This window comes from Amycolatopsis sp. NPDC043889, assembly GCF_056435645.1.
Genome location: NZ_JBWKEC010000003.1, coordinates 250710 through 270506, shown reverse-complemented (window position 1 = coordinate 270506; position 19797 = coordinate 250710). Strand labels below are relative to the sequence as shown.

The window sequence follows — 19797 nt, the reverse complement described above, 5'->3', positions numbered from 1 at the left end:
GACATGCTCGAAAGCGCGCAGGGAAACTTTCCTGATGCGTCGAAGCTGGTTTCAAACGCCACCGACCTAACGTGGTCTCAGGTCAACCTCTACGGACTCTTATTTCAACATCTGGGAAATGCGGATACAACAGAGTCCGCCATGTTTCGCCAAATAGACCCAGGCTGGCAGGAACGCAACGATCGCCACATACCCCCCGAGTCATTGGTTACAGATTCAAATACGCAACAGCGGACTTTCATTCGCCTAGCCGGACGCTTCATGGGAACCAATCATCGAAAGGGACACACCTACACCTGGCTTCCCAACCATCTCGCTGACGGAAATGGACAGACCAGTCCTCGCAGCTTCCTCGTCGCGCTTCGGACGGCTGCGGAGCAAACAGGCAGTACGCATTCCACTCACGAGTATGCTCTTCACTGGGATGCCATCAAGCAGGGTGTCCAGGTTGCTTCCAGAACCCGCGTAAGCGAAATTCAAGAGGACATACGGTGGATCAAGACCGCAATTGATCCTCTGCAAGGCCTCCAGGTGCCCATCGAACAAAGCGACGTCATCGCACGCTGGTCAGAGGTGAAGCTATCCGAGATGCTCGCCAACTTTGCGGAACAACCCGACGATGATATCAATGTTCGAACTGGCCCAGCGAACCCAAACAGCTACCCGAAACTAATTGCTGAGCTTATCGGGCTGGGCCTGATGACGCGTCGAGCGAACGGGAAACTAGATCTTCCAGATGTATACCGGATCGCGTTCGACTTGGGTCGTAAGGGTGGTGTTCCGCGAGTACGTACGTGATGGTCCGCCAGGTTAGCCGACGGACCATCACATACTTCCGCTACCGAACTACTTCACCGCGTCCAGAGCGTTGACGCGGCCGTGGCCGTAGTACGAGTTGTCCTTCTCCGGACCTTCACAGACCGGCGCCGCAGTCCCGCACGGAACCGCATCCGCCTGGTGCTCCAGCAGCCACCTCAGCGCCGCGGGCGGAGCGTGCCGGAAACGGGACGCCAGCAGCGCGGCGACACCGGCGACGTGCGGAGACGCCATCGAGGTGCCGCACTTGGCGCCGTACCCGCCGTTGAAGATGGTCGACAGCGGGCAACCCACCCCCTGGCCGACGGGCGGCAGCTGGGCGCGGTCGCCGCCGGGGGCGGTGACCGAAACGTCGTCACCGTAGTTGCTGTACGACGACTTCGTGCCCGCGTAGCCGATGGCCGAGACGTTGACGACGCCGTCGATGGCCTTGGGCAGGATGCCGCAGCTCTCGTCGACCGGGTGCGGACGGTTCGGGTCGGTGGTCTGCTCGTCCGGGTCGAAACCGCTGTTGCCGGCGGCGGCGACGTTCAGCACGCCGCGGCCGGTCGAGTAGGACACCGCGCGGCGGACGGCCTCGTACGCGGCCGCGTCGCCCGGCTCCTTCGAGCAGTAGAACATGCCCGGGTCGATGTAGTAGCTGTTGTTCGTGACCGGGAAGCGGTGCTTCGCCGCCCACATGAACCCGCACACCGCGGCCTCGGGGAGGATCAGGCCGTCGTCGTTCACGACCTTCACCGACGCCAGCTTGACGCCGGGCGCGACACCGGTGAAGCCGCGTGCGGCGTCCTTGCCCGCGATCGTGCCGGCGACGTGCGTGCCGTGGTCGGAGTTCGTGGGTGCCCAGGCGGCGGGCGTGGTGTCGGGCGCGCCGCTGTTGCAGCCTGCCGACACCTTCGGGTCGAGGGCCGCCTTCAGCGCGGGGTGGGTGGGCTCGATGCCCGAGTCCAGCACGCCGACGGTCACCGACCGGCTGCCACCGGAGATCTTGTTCGCCTCGGGAGCCTGGATCGCCCGCATGTCCCACTGCTGGGCCGACAGGTCCTCTTCGAGGGCGACGCTGGTGGTCTCTTCGTTTTCCTTGGTGTCGACCACGGCGGAGCGGGTCGAGCGGGTGGTGGCCGCGGGCGGGAACGCGACGTCACGGCCGCCCGAGTAGGCGCGGAAGACGCCGATCTTCGCCTGGAAGTCGGCGTTGCGCGAGGTCGCGACCGCGACCCCGATCTCCGGGTAGTACGCGACCTTCTCGCCGCACTTGGCGCGCAGTTCGTTGTCGACCTTGCGCTCCGGGGTGCGCGGGTCGTAGAGCACCACGTAGTTGAACGGGGCGCTCGCGGTGTCGCACTGCGGCGCGGGCGCGGCGCTCGCCGACGGAGCCGCGAACACGCTTCCCGCCGCCGCCGCGACGAGCGCGGGGACGAGCAGGCGTCTGATCCGGGACATTCCACCTCCATGATTCGGTGGAGTGAACGTAAGGGAGCCGAAGGCCGTCCACCACCGTCAAAAGGACGACAAACCTGATCAGGCGTCAGCCTTTTCCGCGCCCCGTGACTCGGCGCCACGCAGCGTGCGCAGACCGATGAGCCCGATGATGGTGCCGAGCACGAACGAGACGACCGTCAGCACGGCGTGCACGATGAAGTAGGCGGTGGGCGAGCCGTCCGCGGCCCAGGCGCGGTCACTGTCCCAGAGGTTCTTGGCGAACGTGATCCAGATGATCCACGACCACACGCCGAAACCCAGCAGGAACATCGAAGTACCTCGCGAAATGCGCATGCCCCTGAGTATGCAGCGAGCCCGGCGACGCTACATTGCTCGGGTGCACAGCGCTATCTCCCGGTCGCTCCTGGTCCTCGTTTCCGGTGTGCTCGCCCTCGCGGTGACGCCGGTGGCCACAGCCGCCCCGAAGCCACCAGCCCAGGCGCAGCCGTGCGCGAACAAGGTGACGCCTCCCCCGCCCGTCGACACCTCCGAGAAACCGCGCCCCGGCGAGGCCGCTCCGGCGCCGCTGCCGGTGCCGCCGGTTCCGGTGGGCGGCGACCGGATGGCCGAATGCGGGCTCGTGCTCCCGAAGCGTGCGCTGAACCCGCCCGAGGGGAACACCTCCGCGTCGTGGGTGCTGCAGGATCTCGACACCGGCGACGTCATCGCGGCGAAGGATCCGCACGCCCGTCAGCGGCCGGCGTCGCTGATCAAGGTCCTGCTCGGGCTGGTCGTGGTCACCGAGCTCCCGCCCGCCAAGATCGTCGTGCCGACCAAGGAGGACGCCGAGCAGGAGTGCACCTGCATGGGCATCGCCGCGGGCGGTCAGTACACAGTGGACCAGCTGTTGCACGGACTGCTGATGCACTCGGGTAACGACGCGGCGCACGCGCTCTCCACCGTGCTCGGCGGCCTGGACGCGACCCTCGCGAAGATGAACGCGCTGGCCACCCGGATCGGTGCCACGGACACCCGGGCCGCCACACCGTCCGGGCTCGACGGCCCCGGTATGTCGACCTCCGCCTACGACATGAGCCTGATCTTCCACTACGCGATGAAGAACCCCGAATTCGCCAAGGTGGTCAAGACCAAGAGCTTCGAAGTCCCGGCCACCGCGGGAAAACCGGTCGTCACGATCTACAACGACAACAAGCTCCTCGGCAGCTATCCCGGGTTCACCGGCGGGAAGACCGGCTTCACCGACGACGCGCGCCACACCTACGCCGGCAGCGCGGTCCAGAACGGCCACCGGGTCGGGGTCGTGATGCTGCGCGCCGAGCAGCGTCCGACCCGGGTCACCGAGCAGGCCGCGAAGCTCCTCGACTACGGCATCGCGCTGCGCGAGTCCAAGGCCGAATCGGTGGGACGCATCGAATACCGGTCACCGGAAACGGTGAACGCGGACCCGGCCAACGCCGCGCCGAACGCCGATGGCGCGGCGAACAGCGGAGCGGCGGCCGCGGCCGAAGACCCGTTCGGCGTGACGGGCTGGATCATCACGCTGGTCGTCTTCCTGATCATCGTGGCGTCGTTCGTCGTCGGCCACCAGCGCAAGAAGGCCATGGCCGGCGAATAACGTCAGGACTTGCGACGGCCGAACCAGCCCAGGAGCGCGCCGGTCGCGAAAGCCCCGCCGACGGCGCCGAGCCCGGGGCCCTGCTGAACGGTCACCCGCGGGTGGATCAGCACCGGGGCAGGTGGCTCGATGACCGTCTTCAGGTTCTCTTTCGCCGTCGCCGTCCACGCGGTGACGAACAGCAGGAACCGCGAAACGAGGTTCGCGAACACGAGCAGGCCGATCACCGGGCCGAACAAGGTGAACGCCGGTGATTTCGTGACGCTGCCGAGGTAAACGGTCGCGGCCTGCTGGAGCACGACGAAACCGACCGCGGCGAAGATCGCGCCTTTGACCGCGCTGCGCAGCGCGACATGCTCACGCGGAAGCCTCGCGATGACCCACAGGAAGACCAGGGTGTTCGCGAGCAGGCCGAGCAGGATCGTCGCGGCCTTCAACAGGAACACGGCCCAGCCCTGGTTCTCGAGGCCGACCAGTTCGAGCAGGAACCGCCCGACGCCGCTGCCCGCGGCGGTGAGCCCGAACGAGATCACCAGCGCGACCCCGAGCCCGACGAGGGACAGCAGATCCTTGATGGTGGTCGAAACCAGCGGGAGCTTCTGCTTTTCCTGCCCCCATTGGGCGGTCAGCGCGTCACGCAGGTTCGACATCCAGCCGACCCCCGAGTACAGGGCGAGCAGCAGGCCGAACACCCCGATACCGCCGCCGGAGTCCAGCGCCGCCTTGATGATGCTGCCGACGAGATCGTTCAGCCCTTCCGGGACCGACTTCTTGATGCCGTCGACGAGCTGGTTCGTCACCACCTGGTCACCGGCGAGCACGATCTTGATGATCGCGAAGGCGACCATCAAGATCGGGATCACCGAAAGCACGCTGAAGTAGGTGATGGCGGCGGCATAGTGATTGCCGTAGCGCTCGGTGAAGGCGTCGTTGGCCCGGATGAGGTGATCGAGCCAGCCGTACTTCCGCCTCAGGCGCGTTAACAGCTTGTCCTGTTCCGGCTTCGCGCCGTCATCATTCGCCACCGTCAAACGCTAACCACACCGCGACGACATCGCAGCGCGAATCAGCCCGCCGGGGGAAGGAACCCGATGTTCTCGTAGACGTTCCGCAAAGTCACCGAAGCGACTTCCCTGGCTCGTTGCGCACCGAGCGCCAAGGCCTTGTCGAGCTCGGCGACGTCGTCCAGATAGGACTGGACGCGTTCCTGCACCGGCGTGACCCAGTCGACGAACGCCTCCGCGACCCCCTTCTTCAGGTCGCCGTAGCCCTTGCCCTCGTACGAGTTCTCGAGTTCGGCGACCGGCTGGTCGGTCAGCGCGGAGAGGATCGTCAGCAGGTTCGAGACGCCCGGCTTGTTCTCGGCGTCGAAGACGATCTCGCGGCCGGTATCCGTGACCGCCGAGCGCACCTTCTTCGCCGACTTCTTCGGTTCTTCGAGCAGCTCGATGAGGCCGTTGCCGGTCGACGAGGACTTGCTCATCTTCGCGGTCGGGTCCTGCAGGTCGTAGATCTTCGCCGTGTCCTTGACGATATGCGGCTCCGGCACGGTGAACGTCTTGCCGTAGCGGTTGTTGAACCGCTGCGCGAGGTTGCGCGTCAGCTCCAGATGCTGCCGCTGGTCCTCGCCGACGGGAACCTCGTTCGCCTGGTACAGCAGGATGTCGGCGGCCTGCAGGACCGGGTACGTGAACAGGCCGACACTGGCGCGATCCGTGCCCTGCTTCGCGGCCTTGTCCTTGAACTGCGTCATCCGGCTCGCTTCGCCGAACCCGGTCTGGCACTCCAGCACCCAGCCCAGCTGGGCGTGCTCGGGCACGTGGCTCTGGACGAACAGCGCGCTGCGGGCCGGGTCGACCCCGAGCGCGAGCAGCTGCGCGGCCGAGCGGCGCGTGCGATCGCGCAGCACCTTCGGATCCTGCTCGACGGTGATCGCGTGCAGGTCGACGACCATGTAGAAGGTGTCATGGGTGTCCTGCAGCCGAACCCACTGCCGCAGCGCGCCCAGGTAGTTGCCGAGGTGGAACGAGTCGGCGGTCGGCTGGATCCCGGAGAGCACGCGCGGGCGCTTCTGTTCGTCGGACACGCCCGGATTCTCTCAGGCCACGCCGCGGCGGGTCATCCGGCCTCGTCCCGGCCGAACGGTCTAAACGGTTAAACGCCACATACTTCCGACGGTTCTGGGCACGGTGCCCGATTCCTAGCGTTCAAGGCACCGGATCTTCCGGCCACACCGAAGGAGAACCCAGATGAAGGCACGATCCCTACTGATGGGCTTGGCCATGGCGGCCGCGGCCGTCTTCTCGCTTTCCGGCGTCGCGGCGGCGGCCGAGCCCACCGGAGGCGTCCAGCCGAACATCGTCGGCGGCGGCAACGCGACCCAGGTCTACTCGTTCATGGTGTCCCAGCAGTCGAGCTCCGGCGGCCACCAGTGTGGTGGCTCACTGATCAGCTCGACCTGGGTGGTCACCGCGGCGCACTGCGGCACGCCGTACCAGGTGCGCGTCGGCACCACGAACCGCACCAGCGGCGGCACCGTCGCCCGCGTGGCCCAGCGCATCGCCCACCCGAGCGCCGACCTGGCGCTGCTGCGTCTCTCGACGGCGGTGTCGCAGGCGCCGGTCACGATCGCCGCTTCGTCCGGGGCCGTTGGCACCGCGACGCGGATCATCGGCTGGGGCCAGACCTGCCCCGTCCGCGGTGGTTGTGGCGCCCCGATCAACCTCCAGGAGCTGAACACCTCGATCGTCGCCGACAGCCGGTGCCTCGGCATCAACGGCGCCAGCGAGATCTGCACCAACAACCCCAACGGCAACTCGGGTGCCTGCTATGGCGACTCGGGCGGCCCGCAGGTCAAGCAGGTCAGCGGTGTCTGGCAGCTGGTCGGCGCCACCAGCCGCGCCGGGAACAACAGCAGCACCTGCGCGACCGGGCCGTCGATCTACGTGGACGTCCCCTACTTCCGCAGCTGGATCCGCACCAACTCCGGCGTCTGATCCGGTCCCCGCGTCACCCCACCGTCCCCGGGGGCGACGCGGGCCCAGCCGGTTCAGCAAGGAACCGTGCGGAAGTTCGAAGAGCCGCTCCAGCAGCGCGACCGCCTTCAGGGAGTCGCATCGCTCGGGGCGGCTTCTTCCTGTCCGCCAGTAGCTCAAGGTCGCGACGCTGACCCGGACACCCTCCAGGGCGAGCCGGTGCCGGATCCGGTCGAGGCCGAGGCCGCTGTCCGTGATCGCCCGGTCCAGGGCGCGGGGGAAGGGGTCACCGGGCCGGCTGCGACGCCGTGTCACCGTCATGGACCCGAGCGTGGCGATCAGCGAGCGGCTAAACAATCCGGGCCGGACTAGGTGTACCTACCCAAGAAATCCGCCGACCTGCGTTTAGCCCCCTAATCGCGATCTGCCTGGCCCAGGGCACCGACCTGCGTTTAGCCCCCTAATCGCGATCCGGGGCCGGGAGGCGCAGGTCAGGGGCGCTGCTGGCGAGTGAGGGCGTCGTCCGCGAGCACGGCTTCGGCCATCGCGGCGACGTGCGGGGTGGCGGGCTGCGCCGGGGCGGGAGCGGGGGCGACGGCGGCCGCGCGGGCCTTCCGGCGCTGGCGGAACACCCCGAAGGCCATCCCGACGATGCCGAGCGCGACGGCGATCAAGCCGACCGGGCCCAGAAGACCGAACGCCATCTCCGACCGCGACGTCGTGTCCGCGGCCGATGCCGGTACCGCGCCCGCGACGAGCAGCGCGACCGGGATCGCGACGACCGCCGCGGCCCTCGCCGATCGCACCAGGAGATGAACTGGGTTCCGCACCGGAGTGCCTCCCGTGACGTGACTTTGCCGAACCGGAACGCTAACCCGAACGAGTGAGCATTTCCAGGCTGCTGGTCAAAAAACTACCGAGCGTGTCAAGACCTGTGGGTTCTGATCAACTCGGGGCACGAGAGTAGCCCCTCACAGGGGGGATGTTTCGAGCACCCCTCTTCTCAGAGTTGTCGAGCTCAAGATCGGTTTCCGACAAAACCGGACAGGGTTGGACCATTCGACTGTTACACGCGGCCGAACAGGCGGTATCCGGCTTTCCGCGGTTGGTTTCTTGTCCGCAATGGTTTATACCTGTTGGCCATACCCCTTAAAAGGTATAGACCAATCTCCCTGCATGGTCCCCTCGTACGAAGGAGCCACCGATGTCTCTTCGACGTTTTCTCGCGGCGGTCGCCGCCACCTTCGCCGCCACCACGGTCGCCGTGGTCGTCCCGGCCCAGTCCGCCTCCGCCGCGGACTGCGTGGCGCCGTGGAACGCGAGCTCGGTCTACTGGGGCGGCAACACCGCCTCCCACAACGGGCACAACTGGTCCGCGAAGTGGTGGACGCAGAACGAAACCCCTGGTAGCGCGCAGGTCTGGGCCGATCAGGGCGCCTGCGGTGGCGGCACGACCAACCCGCCGAACCCGTCCGGCTTCGTGGTCAGCGAGGCCCAGTTCAACCAGATGTTCCCGAGCCGGAACCCCTTCTACACCTACAACGGCCTGGTCACCGCCCTGAGCGCATACCCGGCCTTCGCGGGCACGGGCAGCGACACCGTGAAGAAGCAGGAAGCGGCGGCCTTCCTGGCGAACGTCAGCCACGAGACCGGCGGCTTGGTCCACATCGTCGAACAGAACGAGGCCAACTACCCGCACTACTGCGACACGAGCCAGTCCTACGGCTGCCCGGCGGGCAACGCCGCGTACTACGGCCGCGGCCCGATCCAGCTGAGCTGGAACTTCAACTACAAGGCCGCCGGCGACGCGCTGGGCCTGCCACTGCTGACCAACCCGTGGCTGGTGCAGAACGACGCGGCGGTCGCTTGGAAAACCGGCATCTGGTACTGGATGACCCAGAACGGTCCCGGCACGATGACCCCGCACAACGCGATGGTCAACAGCCGCGGCTTCGGCGAGACCATCCGCAGCATCAACGGCAGCATCGAGTGCAACGGCGGCAACCCCGCCCAGGTGCAGAGCCGCGTGAACAAGTACCAGCAGTTCACCGGCATCCTCGGCGTGAGCCCGGGCGGCAACCTGTACTGCTGATCCATCCAGGGTGCTGAAGGGGCCCTTCGCCGCATGTGACGCGGCGAAGGGCCCCTTCAGCTTTCGAGGGACGTCAGCAGGCGTCGCAGCGAAGCGTCCAGGACGCCGAGGTCGTCACCAAGCGGCGCGAGCAGCTTCGCGACGTTCGCCGTGTGCTCGGTCATCGCGGCGTCGACGACTTCGAACCCGCGCCCGGTCAGCGTGACCCGGAAGCTGCGCCGGTCTTCCGGATCCAGCGCCCGTTCCACCAGCCCCGCCGACTCGAGCCGGTCGATCCTGCTGGTCATCCCGGCCCTGGACATCATCAGCGTCGCGGAAAGCTCGGACGGGATCAGCGTGTACGGCTTCCCGGATCGCCTGAGCGCCGCGAGCACGTCGAACTCCCCTTGCTTCAAGCCGTGCTTCGCGAACACGGCTTCCACCATGGGAGTGGTCAGCATCGCCACGCGACCGAGTCGCCCGGCGACCCCGATCGCGGTCAAGTCCAGCTCCGGCCGCTCGCGGCGCCACGCGCCGACGACCGCGTCGATCGCGTCCGTGTTTCGTTCTTCGCTCACGGACGCAGTCTATTCGACAGGAGATAGTTTGACAGCGAACTATCAGTGATGGAACTATCGCAGGCATGACCCAGCGCATCGAAACCCGTGAAGCCGTCCTCGTCCGCGCCGCCGAGGCCGAAACCGTCGGTGCGACCCCCACCCTTGTCACCCTGCTCGCCGACGTCTCGACCACAGGCGGAGTCATGAGCAGCGCGCGAACACGGTTAGGCGTCGGCGCCGATGGGGCCGCGCCGCACTACCACACCGACTCCTCCGAGATGTTCTTCATACTCGGCGGAAAGCTGGAAGTCCTTGTGGGAGAAGAAATCGTCACCGTTTCCGAAGGCGACATGCTGGTCGTCCCGCCACTGACCACACACGCGTTCCGCGCGGCCGTCGACTCGTCGGCGGACGTCCTGATCGTGTTCATCCCCGGCGTGGAACGGTTCGACTACTTCCGCCTACTGGAGAAGGTCGGACACGGCGAAGCGACCGTCCAGGATCTCTTGGACAGCCAGGAAAAGTTCGACAACCACTTCGTCGAGAGTCCAGTGTGGACGGAGAGCGCGAAGTCCCGTCAGTAGCCGCGCGGCGGGTACCCCGGCGGCGGATACCCGGGCTGCGGGTACTGCGGTGGCGGGTAGTGCGGCGGCGGATAACCGTGATGCCGCGGCGGATACGACTGCTGTCCGTACTGCGGCGGAGGCGGGTACTGCTGCGGATAGCCGGGGTTCTGCGGCGGATACGGCTGGTGCGGGTACTGGGGCTGCTGCGGGGCGGGCTGACCGCCGCCGAGGTGGAACGGCAGCAGCGACACGAGTTGCGCGAGACGCCCCAGCGTCGAGAGCACGTCATCCGGCTTGGTCCGGCCGAAGGTCGGATTCTCGACGTAAACCAGTTCCGCCCCCACCAGCGACCAGGTGTGCAGCTTCAAGGACCGCATCGTGGCGGCGACCTGCGGCGTCAGCACGCCGACCGCGACGTTCGGGTCGGTGTCGATCAGCTTGTACCAGCGGTTGAACTTCCGGTCCGCGGTGGCGGGCTCCGGATACTGCTCGACGTCCCAGGCGGACTCGATGCTCGACACGATCTGGAAGTTCGGCATCGGCGCGGGCAGGGTGACGGCCCAGACCGTGTCGATCGAGATCGTGTCGAGCTCGTTGACCTTCTTGTTGGTCCACCGCGTGTGCACACTCGTGACCGTCGGGCGGCGGTGGTAGTCGAAGACGCTGAACCGCAGCCCTTGATACATGCCGCTCAGCGCGCCGAACGCCATCCGCTTGTCGCCGCGCTGGTTGAACGGCAGCACCGTCCACCGTTCCAGCATGTTCGGCGCGTCCGGGCTGAACTCCCACCCGTACTGGCCGGACATCGCGTAGCGCTCGGCGTTCGTCGCCTCGATGCGCCTGGCTTCGTTCGTCTCCATCGCGACCCCCGATTCTCCCGGCGTGCAGCCTATCCGGAGTACATCGGCGTTACGGGCGCGCGTGGTCGGACCTACGCGTCTTGCCACCGCCGCAGGACGCCGATCAGCCCAGGAAGCCGCTCTGTGAGCACCTGCCGCACCAAGGCATCGTCGACCGTCACGTAACCATGGATGAGGATGTTACGGAAGATCCGGCACTTGCGCCGCCAAGTCGCTATCCGCTTCGGACAGCTGGTTCAGCACCTCACCGATGATTTCGCACCGACGCTCGACAGCCCTCGCCTTTGCTGAACTCACTCAGCAGTTCCGCTGCCCTCAAGGCGTCCCAAAGGTAAGCCCGAGCATCACGCTGTATAGAGCAGCTCCCGAGTCTCCAGCACCTGATGCTTGAAGTACGGATTGCGAATGCTGGTCACACTGATGAGGTCCACGGGACGACCCAGGACCCGCTCAAGGCCTTCCTTCCGAACGAAGTAGTCGAACCCCGGCCCAGCATCGAACTCGACAAACACGTCGACGCCGCTGGACCGCAGGTCGAACCTGTCACTCACGGCTGAGCCGAACAGATCGAGGCGGCGCACTGAGTGCCCGGCACAGCTGCTCGATCTCGCGCTTCTTGAGATCGAGCAGCTGTACCTGACCGGATCCCGGAGGTCACGGCGAACAGCCGGGATCCGGAATTGCCTGCCGGCTGCTCAGCCTGAGTAGGTGGCCGTCACCGGCGCGTGGTCGGACCAGCGCCGGTCATAGGACTCGGCGCGCTCGACCACGACGGAGGTGCACCGCTCGGCCAGGCCGGGGGTGGCGATCTGGCAGTCGATGCGCCAGCCGGTGTCGTTGTCGAACGCCTTCCCGCGGTACGACCACCAGGTGTACGGGCCGGGGCCTTCCGGGTCGAGCTTGCGCTGTACGTCGACGTAGCCGGCCTCGCTGAACACGCGGCCGAGCCAGTCCCGCTCCTCCGGCAGGAAGCCCGAGCTCTTCTGGTTTCCCCGCCAGTTCTTCAGGTCGATCTTGTCGTAAGCGATGTTCCAGTCGCCCACGACGACGACCTCACGGCCGCCGGCCTCGGCCTTGGCGCGCAGGTCGACGAGGTACGGCAGGAACGCCGTCATGAAGCGCTCCTTTTCGTCCTGGCGCGGGGTCCCGACGTCGCCGCTGGGCAGGTACAGGCTCGCGACCACGACATTCGGCAGGTGGATCTCGGCGTAGCGGCCGCTGTCTTCGAATTCGGGCTCGCCGAAACCGATGCGGACCTCTTCCGGCTCCGCCCGGCTGAAGAGCATGACGCCGTTGCGCCCCTTCTGCGCCGACGGCGCGTGCACCACGTGCCAGCCTTCGGGCGCGGCGGCACCGGCCGGGAGCTCCTTGAGCTCGGCCCGGACCTCCTGGCAGGCGACGACATCGGCCTTCGTCGAGCCCAGCCACTCGACGAAGCCCTTTTTCGCGGCGGCACGAAGGCCGTTGACATTCACAGTGGAGACGGTCAGCACCCGTCGCACGCTACCCGGGGGGTCCGACAGAACCGGCAGGGCGTTCGCTCTGCGAGACTGCGCGCATGAGCGAGCTGACCGTGCTGGGCAGCTGCGGCGCCTGGCCGGAACCTGGCCGGGCCTGCGCCGGCTTCCTCCTGGTCCACGAGGGTTTCAAGGTCGTTCTCGACCTCGGCTACGGCGCCGCGTCACGGCTGTTCGAACACTGCCCGGGCGGCCGGATCGACGCCGTGGTGGTGACGCACGAGCATCCCGATCACTGCGCCGATGTGAGCGCGCTCGGCCGGGCCCGTGCCTATGGGCTGCCGGACGAGCCGAAGATCCCGCTGCACTGCACGCCGGGCACGGTGCGCCGGCTCGAAGCGCTGGAGCCGCGACCGCATCCGACGACGATCTTCGACGTGCGCGAACTCGGCCCGCCGCGCGAGGTCGGCCCGTTCCGGATGACCACGTTCCTGCTTCCGCACCATGTGCCGAACTACGGGGTCCGCCTGACCGCGCCCGGGCTCACCGTCGCCTACACCGGCGACAGTGGGCCAAGCCCGATCCTCGCGGAACTGGCGCGCGACGCCGACCTCCTCATCGCCGACGCCACGCTTCAGGGACCGTCGCCCGACGAGACGCCGCGTCTGGTGTCCACGGCGGGCGAGGCCGGGTACTGGGCCGAGCGAGGCGGCGCCCGGCGGCTGCTGCTGACCCACTTCTGGCCCGGTTCCGACCGCGGGATCTCGGTGGCCGAAGCGCGGAAGGAGTTCAGCGGCGAGGTGCTGGCGGCCGAGGAAGGCACCCACTTGCGTTTCGCGGGCTAAACGCGAACCCCCAGGCCAGGGCCCACCTGCGTTTCGCGGGCAAAACGCGAACCCCCAGGTCACGGGCCGCATTTCGCGCCTTCGACAGGGGGCGCGAACTCGGCGGAGACCCACTTGCCCTCGGCGATCTTGCGGAAGCCCTTCTCGACCACCGGCTGCGCGTCGATCTTCGTGTCCTTGACGTACTTGCCGACGATCTTCTGCCCACCGGGGGTGTCGCGCGCGTTGAGCACGTCGGCCGTCACCACGACCTGGCAACCGGTCGGGCTCGACGCGCTCGACTCCCTGTCCTGCCCCGAGATGGCGACGACGACGATCAGCGCCAGTCCGCCGCCGATGAACAAGACCGGTTTCGAGATGGCCATGATGGTCACTCCTCGAACAAGGGAATCGTTTTCTGTCCGGTCCAGAGTGGCAGAAGCCGGGGCGGTCGCCCAGATCCCGGATTGCCAACCACCCGGAGGCGCCAACCCCGGCCGGTCACGGGCTACCCACCGTCACCACGCGAAAAGGCCCCCTTCCGCGAGGGAAGGGGGCCTTCAAGCGTTCACGAGACTCAGCCCTGGGCGATCTTCTCGGCCAGGTTGGCGTCCAGCGTCGCGAGGAACTCCTCGGTGGTCTGGAACGGCTGGTCCTTGCTGATCAGCAGCGCGAGGTCCTTGGTCATCTTGCCGCTCTCGACGGTCTCGACGACGACCTGCTCCAGCTTGTTCGCGAAGCCGATCAGCTCCGGGTTCGAGTCCAGCTTGCCGCGGTGCTCGAGCCCACGAGTCCACGCGAAGATGGACGCGATCGGGTTGGTCGAGGTCGGCTTGCCCTGCTGGTGCTGGCGGTAGTGCCGGGTCACCGTGCCGTGCGCGGCCTCGGCCTCGACGGTCTTGCCGTCCGGGGTGCGCAGCACCGAGGTCATCAGGCCCAGCGAGCCGAAGCCCTGCGCGACCGTGTCGGACTGCACGTCACCGTCGTAGTTCTTGCAGGCCCAGACGTAGCCGCCCTCCCACTTCATCGCCGCGGCGACCATGTCGTCGATCAGGCGGTGCTCGTAGGAGATGCCCTTGGCGTCGAAGTCGGCCTTGAACTCGGCCTGGTAGATCTCCTCGAACACGTCCTTGAACATGCCGTCGTAGGCCTTCAGGATGGTGTTCTTGGTCGACATGTAGACCGGGTACTCACGGTCGAGGCCGTACTGCAGCGAGGCGCGCGCGAAGTCCTCGATGGACTTGCGGAAGTTGAACATGCCCATGGCGACGCCGCCGCCCTCGGGGTACTGCGCGACCTGGAACTCCATCGGCTCGGAACCGTCGGCCGGGGTGTAGGTCATCGTCAGCGTGCCGGGGCCGGGGACCTTGAAGTTGGTCGCCTTGTACTGGTCACCGTGCGCGTGACGGCCGATGATGATCGGCTTGGTCCAGCCCGGCACCAGGCGCGGGATGTTCTGGATGACGATCGGCTCGCGGAAGATCACGCCGCCGAGGATGTTGCGGATCGTCCCGTTGGGCGAGAGCCACATCTTCTTCAGGCCGAATTCTTCGACGCGCGCCTCGTCCGGCGTGATCGTGGCGCACTTGACGCCGACGCCGTGCTTCTTGATCGCGTTGGCGGAGTCGATGGTGATCTGGTCGTCGGTGCGGTCCCGCTCCTCGATGCCCAGGTCGTAGTACTCCAGGTTCACGTCCAGGTACGGGTGGATCAGCCTGTCCTTGATGAACTGCCAAATGATGCGGGTCATCTCATCGCCGTCGAGCTCGACGACGGTGCCCTGGACCTTGATCTTGGCCATGAGCAGCGGTGCTCCTTCCGCGGATCTTCGCGTTCTACTTCAGTCTCCGGTAGCGGTACAAGCGTACTGCTTAACGGTGCTGGATGGTTCCAGTAGTGGTCGGTATCAAGTCTCCACGAGGCGAATGTGTCCGACGTCACTCGGTCGTACGACGGTCATCCGGCCGTCACGGGAACGACGGCGACCGCGTCATCATCGAACAACACTCCTCCGCCGGCCCACCGGAAAGGGCGATCCCATGTCGACCAACCCCTACGCCGTGCCTCCGTACGAGCAGCCTCAGGCGCCGGAGCCCTACGCCCAGCCTAGGCAAAGCGGTCGCGCGGTGCCCCGGGTGCTCAGCGGGCTCGGCGGTGTCCTGCTCACGCCGGTCGCGCTCGGCCTGACGATCTACGGCGGCTCGCTGCTCCAGCGGGGTTTCTCGCGCTCCTTGTCCATCAGCGAGGACCCGCTCGGCATCGTCCTCCTGGTCCTGGGCGGCCTGCTCCTGCTCGGCGTCGCGTTCCTCGGGGCGCTGTCCGGGCTCGGGCCGGTACTGGGCGGGCTGCTGTGGGGAGTACTGCCGGGCCTGGCGTTCCTCCTGAGCCCGCGCGATGCCATGAGCCTCGTCTACGACGTCGGCGGCAGCGGCCTCGGCGTCGGCCTGGTGACCTGGCTCGTGATGGGCGCGCTGGTCGGGAGTGGTTTCCTGCTGATCGGGGCCGGTTTGGTCGGCACCCTCTCGCGGCGCCGCTCAAATCGCGTTTAGGGGGCTAAACGCGATCCGCCGGAGATCGAAGTGAACCGAAGGGGGCCGGCGTCCGTAGTCCGGTGCAGGGAGGTGACCCGCCCATGTCAACGCACCGGTACGTCGCGGAGTACGACGACGAGGACTACCAGGAGTACGGCGAGTACGAGCAACCCAAGGACACGCGCAGGCCGTACGAGGACGTCGAGTCGTATGAACCGTACGAGCCCTTCGACGACGACCTGGGATCCGAAGACCCGCGCGCGGGCCGAGGCGTGCGTCGCGTCCTCAGCGGCGCGGGTGGGCTGATCCTGACGCCGGTCGCCCTCGGCCTGCTGGCTTGGGGCGGCCTGCGGCAGCAGATGCTCGTCCAGGCGACGCTCAGCACCCAGCGTGACGTCCTCAGCATCGTTCTCCTGGTGGGCGGCGGGGTCCTCCTGCTGTCGGTCGGACTGCTCGGCGCGCTCTCGGCGACCGGCCCGATCCTCGGCGGCCTCGTCTGGGGTGTCGCCCCCGGCGTGGCCACGATCGCGGTCCCGGAATGGGGATTCCGGCTGGTGAAGTATCTGCCGCAGAACGACGTCACCTACGGCGTCACGAGCTGGCTGTTCATCGGCGGACTGCTCGCGACGGGCTTCCTCCTGACCGGCGCGGGCCTCGCGTCGAGACTCGCCCGGCGGCGCCGCTGAGCGGGCTGGGACCATCGGCGCATGGGTTTGTTCACCGTTCCCGAAGCCCGCGCCGAGCTCGCCCGGCTACGCCCCGTGCTCGACGAACTGGTCCGGCTCCGCGCCGACGCGGCCGAACTCGCCGCGTCCCTGCGCCCCGGCGGCCGCGAGACCTCGCTCGGCGGGATGCCGGAATGGAAGGCCGCGCAGGCCCGGCTGGACGACCTGATGACCACCGTCCAGAGGACGGGCGCGGAGCTGAAGGGATTCGCCCCGCTCCTGATCGACTTCCCCGCCGAACTCGACGGCGCCGACGTCCTGCTCTGCTGGCTCGAAGGCGACGCCGAGCTGTCCTGGTATCACCGCGCCGACCTGGGTTTCGCCGGACGCCGCCGTCTCCCGGATAAGGTCGCGGTCGTGAGCGAGGAGATCGCGGCCGGGCTGTTCGACGGCATCGCCGCGCGCTACGACGAAGACACCTTTCACGGCTTGGTCGCCGACGCGCTCGTCGACGGCCTCGGCTGCACGGCACCCGAGCGTGTTCTCGACGTCGCGACCGGGACGGGGGTGGCCGCGTTCGCCGCGCTGCGCCTGGAGCCGGGTGAAGTGCTCGCGATCGACATCTCGCCGGGCATGATCGCCCAGGCCGAAACGAAGGCGGCGACGCACGATCCCGGCAAGCGCATCACCTGGCAGGTGGCTTCCGCGGTTCCGTCGCCGGTGGAGGACGAGGGCGCGGACGCCGTGCTGTGCGCGTCTTCGCTGCACTTCCTCGGCGCGGCCGCCCTGCGCGACTGGCTGCGCGCGCTGCGCCCCGGCGGACGCGTCGGCTTCAGCCTGCCGATCGCGTCGGCGTTCCGGCCGTCGGAGGCGTTCGCCGCGATCGTCCCCACCGACCTGAAGCTGCCGGAAACCGAGGACGACGCGGCGGAACTGGCCTCCGGAGCCGGCTTCACCGAGGTGACCGTGAAACGGCTCGACGTCGAAACCGAGGATCGGGTCCGGTCGGTGTTCGTGGTGCACGCGACCAGGCCCTGACCCCTACAGCGGCGCGAAGAACGGCACACACTTCGGCGCGGGCGCGTTCTCCGGGTCGAGCGCCTTGAGGATCAGGCTCGTCACGTTCGGATCGATCGCCTGGCTCAGGTGCCCTGAAACGTCGGAGCCGCATTTGTCCTGCAGCACGATGTCGGTCGCGCCCGGCTCGTCCAGCACACCGCTGGTGTACGGCGTGACCACTCGATCGTGGCGGCTCACGATGCTCGTGTAGGTCGGCCCCGGCACGGTCACGCCGTCACGGGCGAGGTCGTCGAGGAAGTCCGATGGCGCCAGGTATTCGCGGCACGCCCCGCAGACGCCGTCAGCGAGGAGATCGATACCGGGCAACGACAGCACGGCCTTGGCGAGGCCGGAGAGGCCGTTGAGCGACGTGCCCTTGAAGTTCGAGCCGAACCCGACGAAATGCTTCACCTTCTCCGCACCTCCCTCGAATTTGAGGTAGTACGCCGGCATCGTCGTGCCCTCGGAATGCCCGACGATGTCGACCTTGTCCGCGCCGGTACTCGCTCGCACGCGATCGACGAACACGCCGAGTTCGACGGCGCTCTTCCGCATGGAGGCGAGCCCGCCGAACAACTGTCCACCCAGGACGGTCGCACCATAGGTCAGCGAATAAACGCAGTAGCCGGCGTTCTTGAGCTTCGGCGCGTGGTGGAACCAGTTGGTCGTCGCGTTGCCGCCGAGACCGTGCACCAGCACGACGGGCTCGGGATGGTTCGCGCTCGGCTTGCACGACCAGTCGTTCCAGCCGCTCGACGGCGCCGCGCTCGCCACCGCCGGGACGGCGATCGTGAACGTCAAGGCCGCGATCAGCGTGGTGAGGATCCGAGTCCGCATCCCTGCCTCCGGTTACTCGTCAGTATGTGATGCGAGTCATCCTGCGTCACAAAGCGACGAGCTGAACCAGGAGAACGACCAGACTTGCCTGTCAGTTCTTGTGATGGATCACAAGGGCAGGAGCACTCGTCGTTCGATCGGGCTGGACATGACGATCGACGTCGTCGTGGCGCCCAGCACGGAGAGGTCCTCCAGCAACTCCTCCAGGTGGGTGGTGTCGCGCACGGCGATCTTCAGGATCCAGCAGTCCTCGCCCACCACATGGTGCAGCTCGAGGATTTCGGGGCGGTCCATGATCTTCCGCGTGCGCGGATGGCGGACGGTGAACCCGCTGTGCGGCGCCATCCGCACGAACGCCCGCAGCCCCAGTCCGATCCCGGCGGGCGAAACGAGCGCCGCGTAACCGGTGATCGTGCCGTCGGCTTCGAGCCGTTTGACCCGCTCGCCGACGGCGGCGGGACTCAGCGAAACGCGGCGCCCGAGCTCGCTCAGAGTGATGCGGCCTTCCTCCTGGAGGAGTTCCAGGAGTCGCCGGTCGATCACGTCCAGTGAGCTTTCAGCGAACCCGCGATTCGACCGAGATTCTTTCAGCGATTCCGCCGATTCACCCATGTTCTCCCCTTCAAATGCCCGGATCGCCACCGTAACACTGGTGGACATGAAGCTCGTGCACATGAAGAGAGTGCTCGTTCTCGGCGGAAGCCGGTACTTCGGCCGCGGGGTGGTCGAGCGGCTGCGGGACGCCGGCTCGGACGTCACCGTCCTCAACCGTGGCTCCGCACCTGCCCCGTCCGGCGTCGCTCACCTGCTCGCCGACCGCGACGACGAAGCCGGCCTGAAGGCCGCTCTGCGGTCTCGTTCCTTCGACGTCGTGCTCGACCAGGTCTGCTACACGCCGGTCCAGGCGGAAATCGCGCGCCGTGTGCTCCGCACGGACCGCTACGTCATGACGTCCACGATCGAGGTCTACGACCAGGTCAGGACGGAGACGCCGATGACCGAATCGCTGGTCTCCTCCGTGCCGGTCGACCTCGGGGCACCTTCGTACGACTACGGCGAAGGCAAGCGGCAGGCCGAGACGGTCTTCGCGGCGGGAGAACCACCGTTCGCGTCGGTGCGCGTCGCGCACGTCCTCGGCGGAAAGGATTTCACCGGGCGGCTGCGCCATTACGTCGAACGGCTGGACGCGGGGGACGCCGTGGACATCCACGCGGGACCGCGGCCGTCGACGTTCATCCACGCGAGTGAGATCGCGGACTTCCTGACCTGGGCCACGCTCGCGGACTTCACGGGTCCGGTCAACGCCGGCTCCCACGGCGGACTTTCCGCCGTGGACATCGCCCGCGCGATCTCGATCGAGCCCCGGTTCCGGGTCGTCGAGCGGGACGCCTCGCCGTTCTCGTTCGACCGGTACGCCGTCCTGGACACCTCGCGCGCGACCGGCCTCGGCTTTTCCTTCTCCTCCACCACCGATTGGCTCGGCGCAGCCATCGAAGACGCCAGAAAGGCATGACCCCC

24 protein-coding genes are annotated in these 19797 nt (G+C 67.4%); 10 read left to right on the top strand and 14 right to left on the bottom strand.

Annotated features, from left to right (window positions below; translation table 11 throughout):
- Positions 1-3 precede the first annotated feature (3 nt).
- Positions 4-798 carry a hypothetical protein gene (locus AC0685_RS09305; protein WP_478225085.1) on the top strand — a complete coding sequence of 265 codons (795 nt, stop codon included), beginning with the start codon at positions 4-6 and terminating at the stop codon, positions 796-798.
- Positions 799-846: 48 nt separating this feature from the next.
- On the opposite strand, the gene AC0685_RS09300 is transcribed toward AC0685_RS09305, so the two are convergent.
- The gene (locus tag AC0685_RS09300; protein ID WP_478225084.1) at positions 847-2259 is read right to left on the bottom strand and encodes a S8 family peptidase; all 1413 of its coding nucleotides are present in this window, start codon (positions 2257-2259) and stop codon (positions 847-849) included.
- Positions 2260-2337: 78 nt separating this feature from the next.
- Positions 2338-2592: an SCO4848 family membrane protein gene (locus AC0685_RS09295; protein ID WP_478225083.1), complete on the bottom strand. Its 255-nt coding sequence runs from the start codon at positions 2590-2592 to the stop codon at positions 2338-2340.
- 43 nt (positions 2593-2635) lie between these two features.
- On the opposite strand from AC0685_RS09295, the gene AC0685_RS09290 reads away from it, so the two are divergent.
- Complete coding sequence (locus AC0685_RS09290) at positions 2636-3874, top strand: D-alanyl-D-alanine carboxypeptidase family protein (protein WP_478225082.1); 1239 nt, start codon at positions 2636-2638, stop codon at positions 3872-3874.
- Positions 3875-3876: 2 nt separating this feature from the next.
- Here AC0685_RS09290 and AC0685_RS09285 read toward each other — a convergent pair whose 3' ends face one another.
- Both AC0685_RS09285 and trpS read right to left on the bottom strand, forming a co-directional pair.
- Positions 3877-4905: a YhjD/YihY/BrkB family envelope integrity protein gene (locus AC0685_RS09285; protein ID WP_478225081.1), complete on the bottom strand. Its 1029-nt coding sequence runs from the start codon at positions 4903-4905 to the stop codon at positions 3877-3879.
- Between the two features lie 35 nt (positions 4906-4940).
- On the bottom strand, positions 4941-5960 hold the full coding sequence (gene trpS, locus AC0685_RS09280) for a tryptophan--tRNA ligase (RefSeq protein ID WP_478225080.1): 1020 nt from the start codon (positions 5958-5960) through the stop codon (positions 4941-4943).
- A 163-nt stretch (positions 5961-6123) separates the two neighbouring features.
- On the opposite strand from trpS, the gene AC0685_RS09275 reads away from it, so the two are divergent.
- A complete protein-coding gene (locus AC0685_RS09275; RefSeq protein WP_478225079.1) occupies positions 6124-6870 on the top strand; it encodes a S1 family peptidase in 747 nt (248 codons plus the stop codon).
- 470 nt (positions 6871-7340) lie between these two features.
- On the opposite strand, the gene AC0685_RS09270 is transcribed toward AC0685_RS09275, so the two are convergent.
- Positions 7341-7679, bottom strand: coding sequence for a hypothetical protein (locus AC0685_RS09270; RefSeq protein ID WP_478225078.1), 339 nt, complete (start codon positions 7677-7679; stop codon positions 7341-7343).
- A 374-nt stretch (positions 7680-8053) separates the two neighbouring features.
- Here AC0685_RS09270 and AC0685_RS09265 point away from each other — a divergent pair, with 374 nt between their 5' ends.
- Positions 8054-8941, top strand: coding sequence for a glycoside hydrolase family 19 protein (locus tag AC0685_RS09265; RefSeq protein WP_478225077.1), 888 nt, complete (start codon positions 8054-8056; stop codon positions 8939-8941).
- Between the two features lie 56 nt (positions 8942-8997).
- Here the strand turns inward: AC0685_RS09265 and AC0685_RS09260 are convergent, their stop codons facing one another.
- The gene (locus tag AC0685_RS09260; RefSeq protein WP_478225076.1) at positions 8998-9498 is read right to left on the bottom strand and encodes a MarR family winged helix-turn-helix transcriptional regulator; all 501 of its coding nucleotides are present in this window, start codon (positions 9496-9498) and stop codon (positions 8998-9000) included.
- 65 nt (positions 9499-9563) lie between these two features.
- Between AC0685_RS09260 and AC0685_RS09255 the strand changes: the two genes are divergently transcribed.
- On the top strand, positions 9564-10064 hold the full coding sequence (locus AC0685_RS09255; protein ID WP_478225075.1) for a cupin domain-containing protein: 501 nt from the start codon (positions 9564-9566) through the stop codon (positions 10062-10064).
- On the opposite strand, the gene AC0685_RS09250 is transcribed toward AC0685_RS09255, so the two are convergent.
- From AC0685_RS09250 to AC0685_RS09235, 4 genes are all read right to left on the bottom strand, one after another.
- The gene (locus AC0685_RS09250) at positions 10058-10906 is read right to left on the bottom strand and encodes a hypothetical protein (protein ID WP_478225074.1); all 849 of its coding nucleotides are present in this window, start codon (positions 10904-10906) and stop codon (positions 10058-10060) included. The genes AC0685_RS09255 and AC0685_RS09250 overlap by 7 nt on opposite strands.
- Positions 10907-10977: 71 nt before the next feature.
- The gene (locus AC0685_RS09245) at positions 10978-11067 is read right to left on the bottom strand and encodes a hypothetical protein (RefSeq protein ID WP_478225073.1); all 90 of its coding nucleotides are present in this window, start codon (positions 11065-11067) and stop codon (positions 10978-10980) included.
- A 183-nt stretch (positions 11068-11250) separates the two neighbouring features.
- Positions 11251-11487, bottom strand: a complete 237-nt coding sequence (locus AC0685_RS09240; RefSeq protein WP_478225072.1) for a nucleotidyltransferase family protein — start codon at positions 11485-11487, stop codon at positions 11251-11253.
- A 114-nt stretch (positions 11488-11601) separates the two neighbouring features.
- Positions 11602-12408, bottom strand: a complete 807-nt coding sequence (locus tag AC0685_RS09235) for an exodeoxyribonuclease III (RefSeq protein WP_478225071.1) — start codon at positions 12406-12408, stop codon at positions 11602-11604.
- Positions 12409-12464: 56 nt separating this feature from the next.
- Between AC0685_RS09235 and AC0685_RS09230 the strand changes: the two genes are divergently transcribed.
- Positions 12465-13208, top strand: a complete 744-nt coding sequence (locus tag AC0685_RS09230; protein WP_478225070.1) for an MBL fold metallo-hydrolase — start codon at positions 12465-12467, stop codon at positions 13206-13208.
- Between the two features lie 59 nt (positions 13209-13267).
- Here the strand turns inward: AC0685_RS09230 and AC0685_RS09225 are convergent, their stop codons facing one another.
- Both AC0685_RS09225 and AC0685_RS09220 read right to left on the bottom strand, forming a co-directional pair.
- The gene (locus AC0685_RS09225) at positions 13268-13573 is read right to left on the bottom strand and encodes an SH3 domain-containing protein (RefSeq protein ID WP_340684631.1); all 306 of its coding nucleotides are present in this window, start codon (positions 13571-13573) and stop codon (positions 13268-13270) included.
- A 191-nt stretch (positions 13574-13764) separates the two neighbouring features.
- Entirely contained in the window at positions 13765-14988 is a 1224-nt protein-coding gene (locus AC0685_RS09220; protein WP_340684632.1) for an NADP-dependent isocitrate dehydrogenase, read from the bottom strand.
- Positions 14989-15226: 238 nt separating this feature from the next.
- Between AC0685_RS09220 and AC0685_RS09215 the strand changes: the two genes are divergently transcribed.
- The 3 genes from AC0685_RS09215 to AC0685_RS09205 all read left to right on the top strand — a co-directional run bounded on the left by AC0685_RS09215 (position 15227) and on the right by AC0685_RS09205 (position 17421).
- Complete coding sequence (locus AC0685_RS09215) at positions 15227-15736, top strand: hypothetical protein (RefSeq protein WP_478225069.1); 510 nt, start codon at positions 15227-15229, stop codon at positions 15734-15736.
- Positions 15737-15819: 83 nt separating this feature from the next.
- Positions 15820-16404 carry a hypothetical protein gene (locus tag AC0685_RS09210; protein ID WP_478225068.1) on the top strand — a complete coding sequence of 195 codons (585 nt, stop codon included), beginning with the start codon at positions 15820-15822 and terminating at the stop codon, positions 16402-16404.
- Positions 16405-16425: 21 nt separating this feature from the next.
- Positions 16426-17421 carry a DUF2203 family protein gene (locus tag AC0685_RS09205; RefSeq protein WP_478225067.1) on the top strand — a complete coding sequence of 332 codons (996 nt, stop codon included), beginning with the start codon at positions 16426-16428 and terminating at the stop codon, positions 17419-17421.
- A 3-nt stretch (positions 17422-17424) separates the two neighbouring features.
- Here AC0685_RS09205 and AC0685_RS09200 read toward each other — a convergent pair whose 3' ends face one another.
- Positions 17425-18279: an alpha/beta fold hydrolase gene (locus tag AC0685_RS09200; RefSeq protein ID WP_478225066.1), complete on the bottom strand. Its 855-nt coding sequence runs from the start codon at positions 18277-18279 to the stop codon at positions 17425-17427.
- Positions 18280-18387: 108 nt separating this feature from the next.
- Positions 18388-18822 (bottom strand): Lrp/AsnC family transcriptional regulator, encoded by a 435-nt coding sequence (locus AC0685_RS09195; RefSeq protein ID WP_340684637.1) that lies wholly within the window; start codon positions 18820-18822, stop codon positions 18388-18390.
- Positions 18823-18937: 115 nt separating this feature from the next.
- Between AC0685_RS09195 and AC0685_RS09190 the strand changes: the two genes are divergently transcribed.
- Positions 18938-19792, top strand: coding sequence for an NAD-dependent epimerase/dehydratase family protein (locus AC0685_RS09190; RefSeq protein ID WP_478225065.1), 855 nt, complete (start codon positions 18938-18940; stop codon positions 19790-19792).
- Positions 19793-19797 lie beyond the last annotated feature (5 nt).

Coding starts and splice junctions, on each gene's coding strand:
- AC0685_RS09305 (WP_478225085.1), top strand. CDS start 4: ATGCTCGAAAGCGCGCAGGGAAACTTTCCTGATGCGTCGAAGCTGGTT.
- AC0685_RS09300 (WP_478225084.1), bottom strand. CDS start 2,259: ATGTCCCGGATCAGACGCCTGCTCGTCCCCGCGCTCGTCGCGGCGGCG.
- AC0685_RS09295 (WP_478225083.1), bottom strand. CDS start 2,592: ATGCGCATTTCGCGAGGTACTTCGATGTTCCTGCTGGGTTTCGGCGTG.
- AC0685_RS09275 (WP_478225079.1), top strand. CDS start 6,124: ATGAAGGCACGATCCCTACTGATGGGCTTGGCCATGGCGGCCGCGGCC.
- AC0685_RS09265 (WP_478225077.1), top strand. CDS start 8,054: ATGTCTCTTCGACGTTTTCTCGCGGCGGTCGCCGCCACCTTCGCCGCC.
- AC0685_RS09255 (WP_478225075.1), top strand. CDS start 9,564: ATGACCCAGCGCATCGAAACCCGTGAAGCCGTCCTCGTCCGCGCCGCC.
- AC0685_RS09250 (WP_478225074.1), bottom strand. CDS start 10,906: ATGGAGACGAACGAAGCCAGGCGCATCGAGGCGACGAACGCCGAGCGC.
- AC0685_RS09230 (WP_478225070.1), top strand. CDS start 12,465: ATGAGCGAGCTGACCGTGCTGGGCAGCTGCGGCGCCTGGCCGGAACCT.
- AC0685_RS09225 (WP_340684631.1), bottom strand. CDS start 13,573: ATGGCCATCTCGAAACCGGTCTTGTTCATCGGCGGCGGACTGGCGCTG.
- AC0685_RS09220 (WP_340684632.1), bottom strand. CDS start 14,988: ATGGCCAAGATCAAGGTCCAGGGCACCGTCGTCGAGCTCGACGGCGAT.
- AC0685_RS09215 (WP_478225069.1), top strand. CDS start 15,227: ATGTCGACCAACCCCTACGCCGTGCCTCCGTACGAGCAGCCTCAGGCG.
- AC0685_RS09210 (WP_478225068.1), top strand. CDS start 15,820: ATGTCAACGCACCGGTACGTCGCGGAGTACGACGACGAGGACTACCAG.
- AC0685_RS09205 (WP_478225067.1), top strand. CDS start 16,426: ATGGGTTTGTTCACCGTTCCCGAAGCCCGCGCCGAGCTCGCCCGGCTA.
- AC0685_RS09200 (WP_478225066.1), bottom strand. CDS start 18,279: ATGCGGACTCGGATCCTCACCACGCTGATCGCGGCCTTGACGTTCACG.
- AC0685_RS09190 (WP_478225065.1), top strand. CDS start 18,938: ATGAAGCTCGTGCACATGAAGAGAGTGCTCGTTCTCGGCGGAAGCCGG.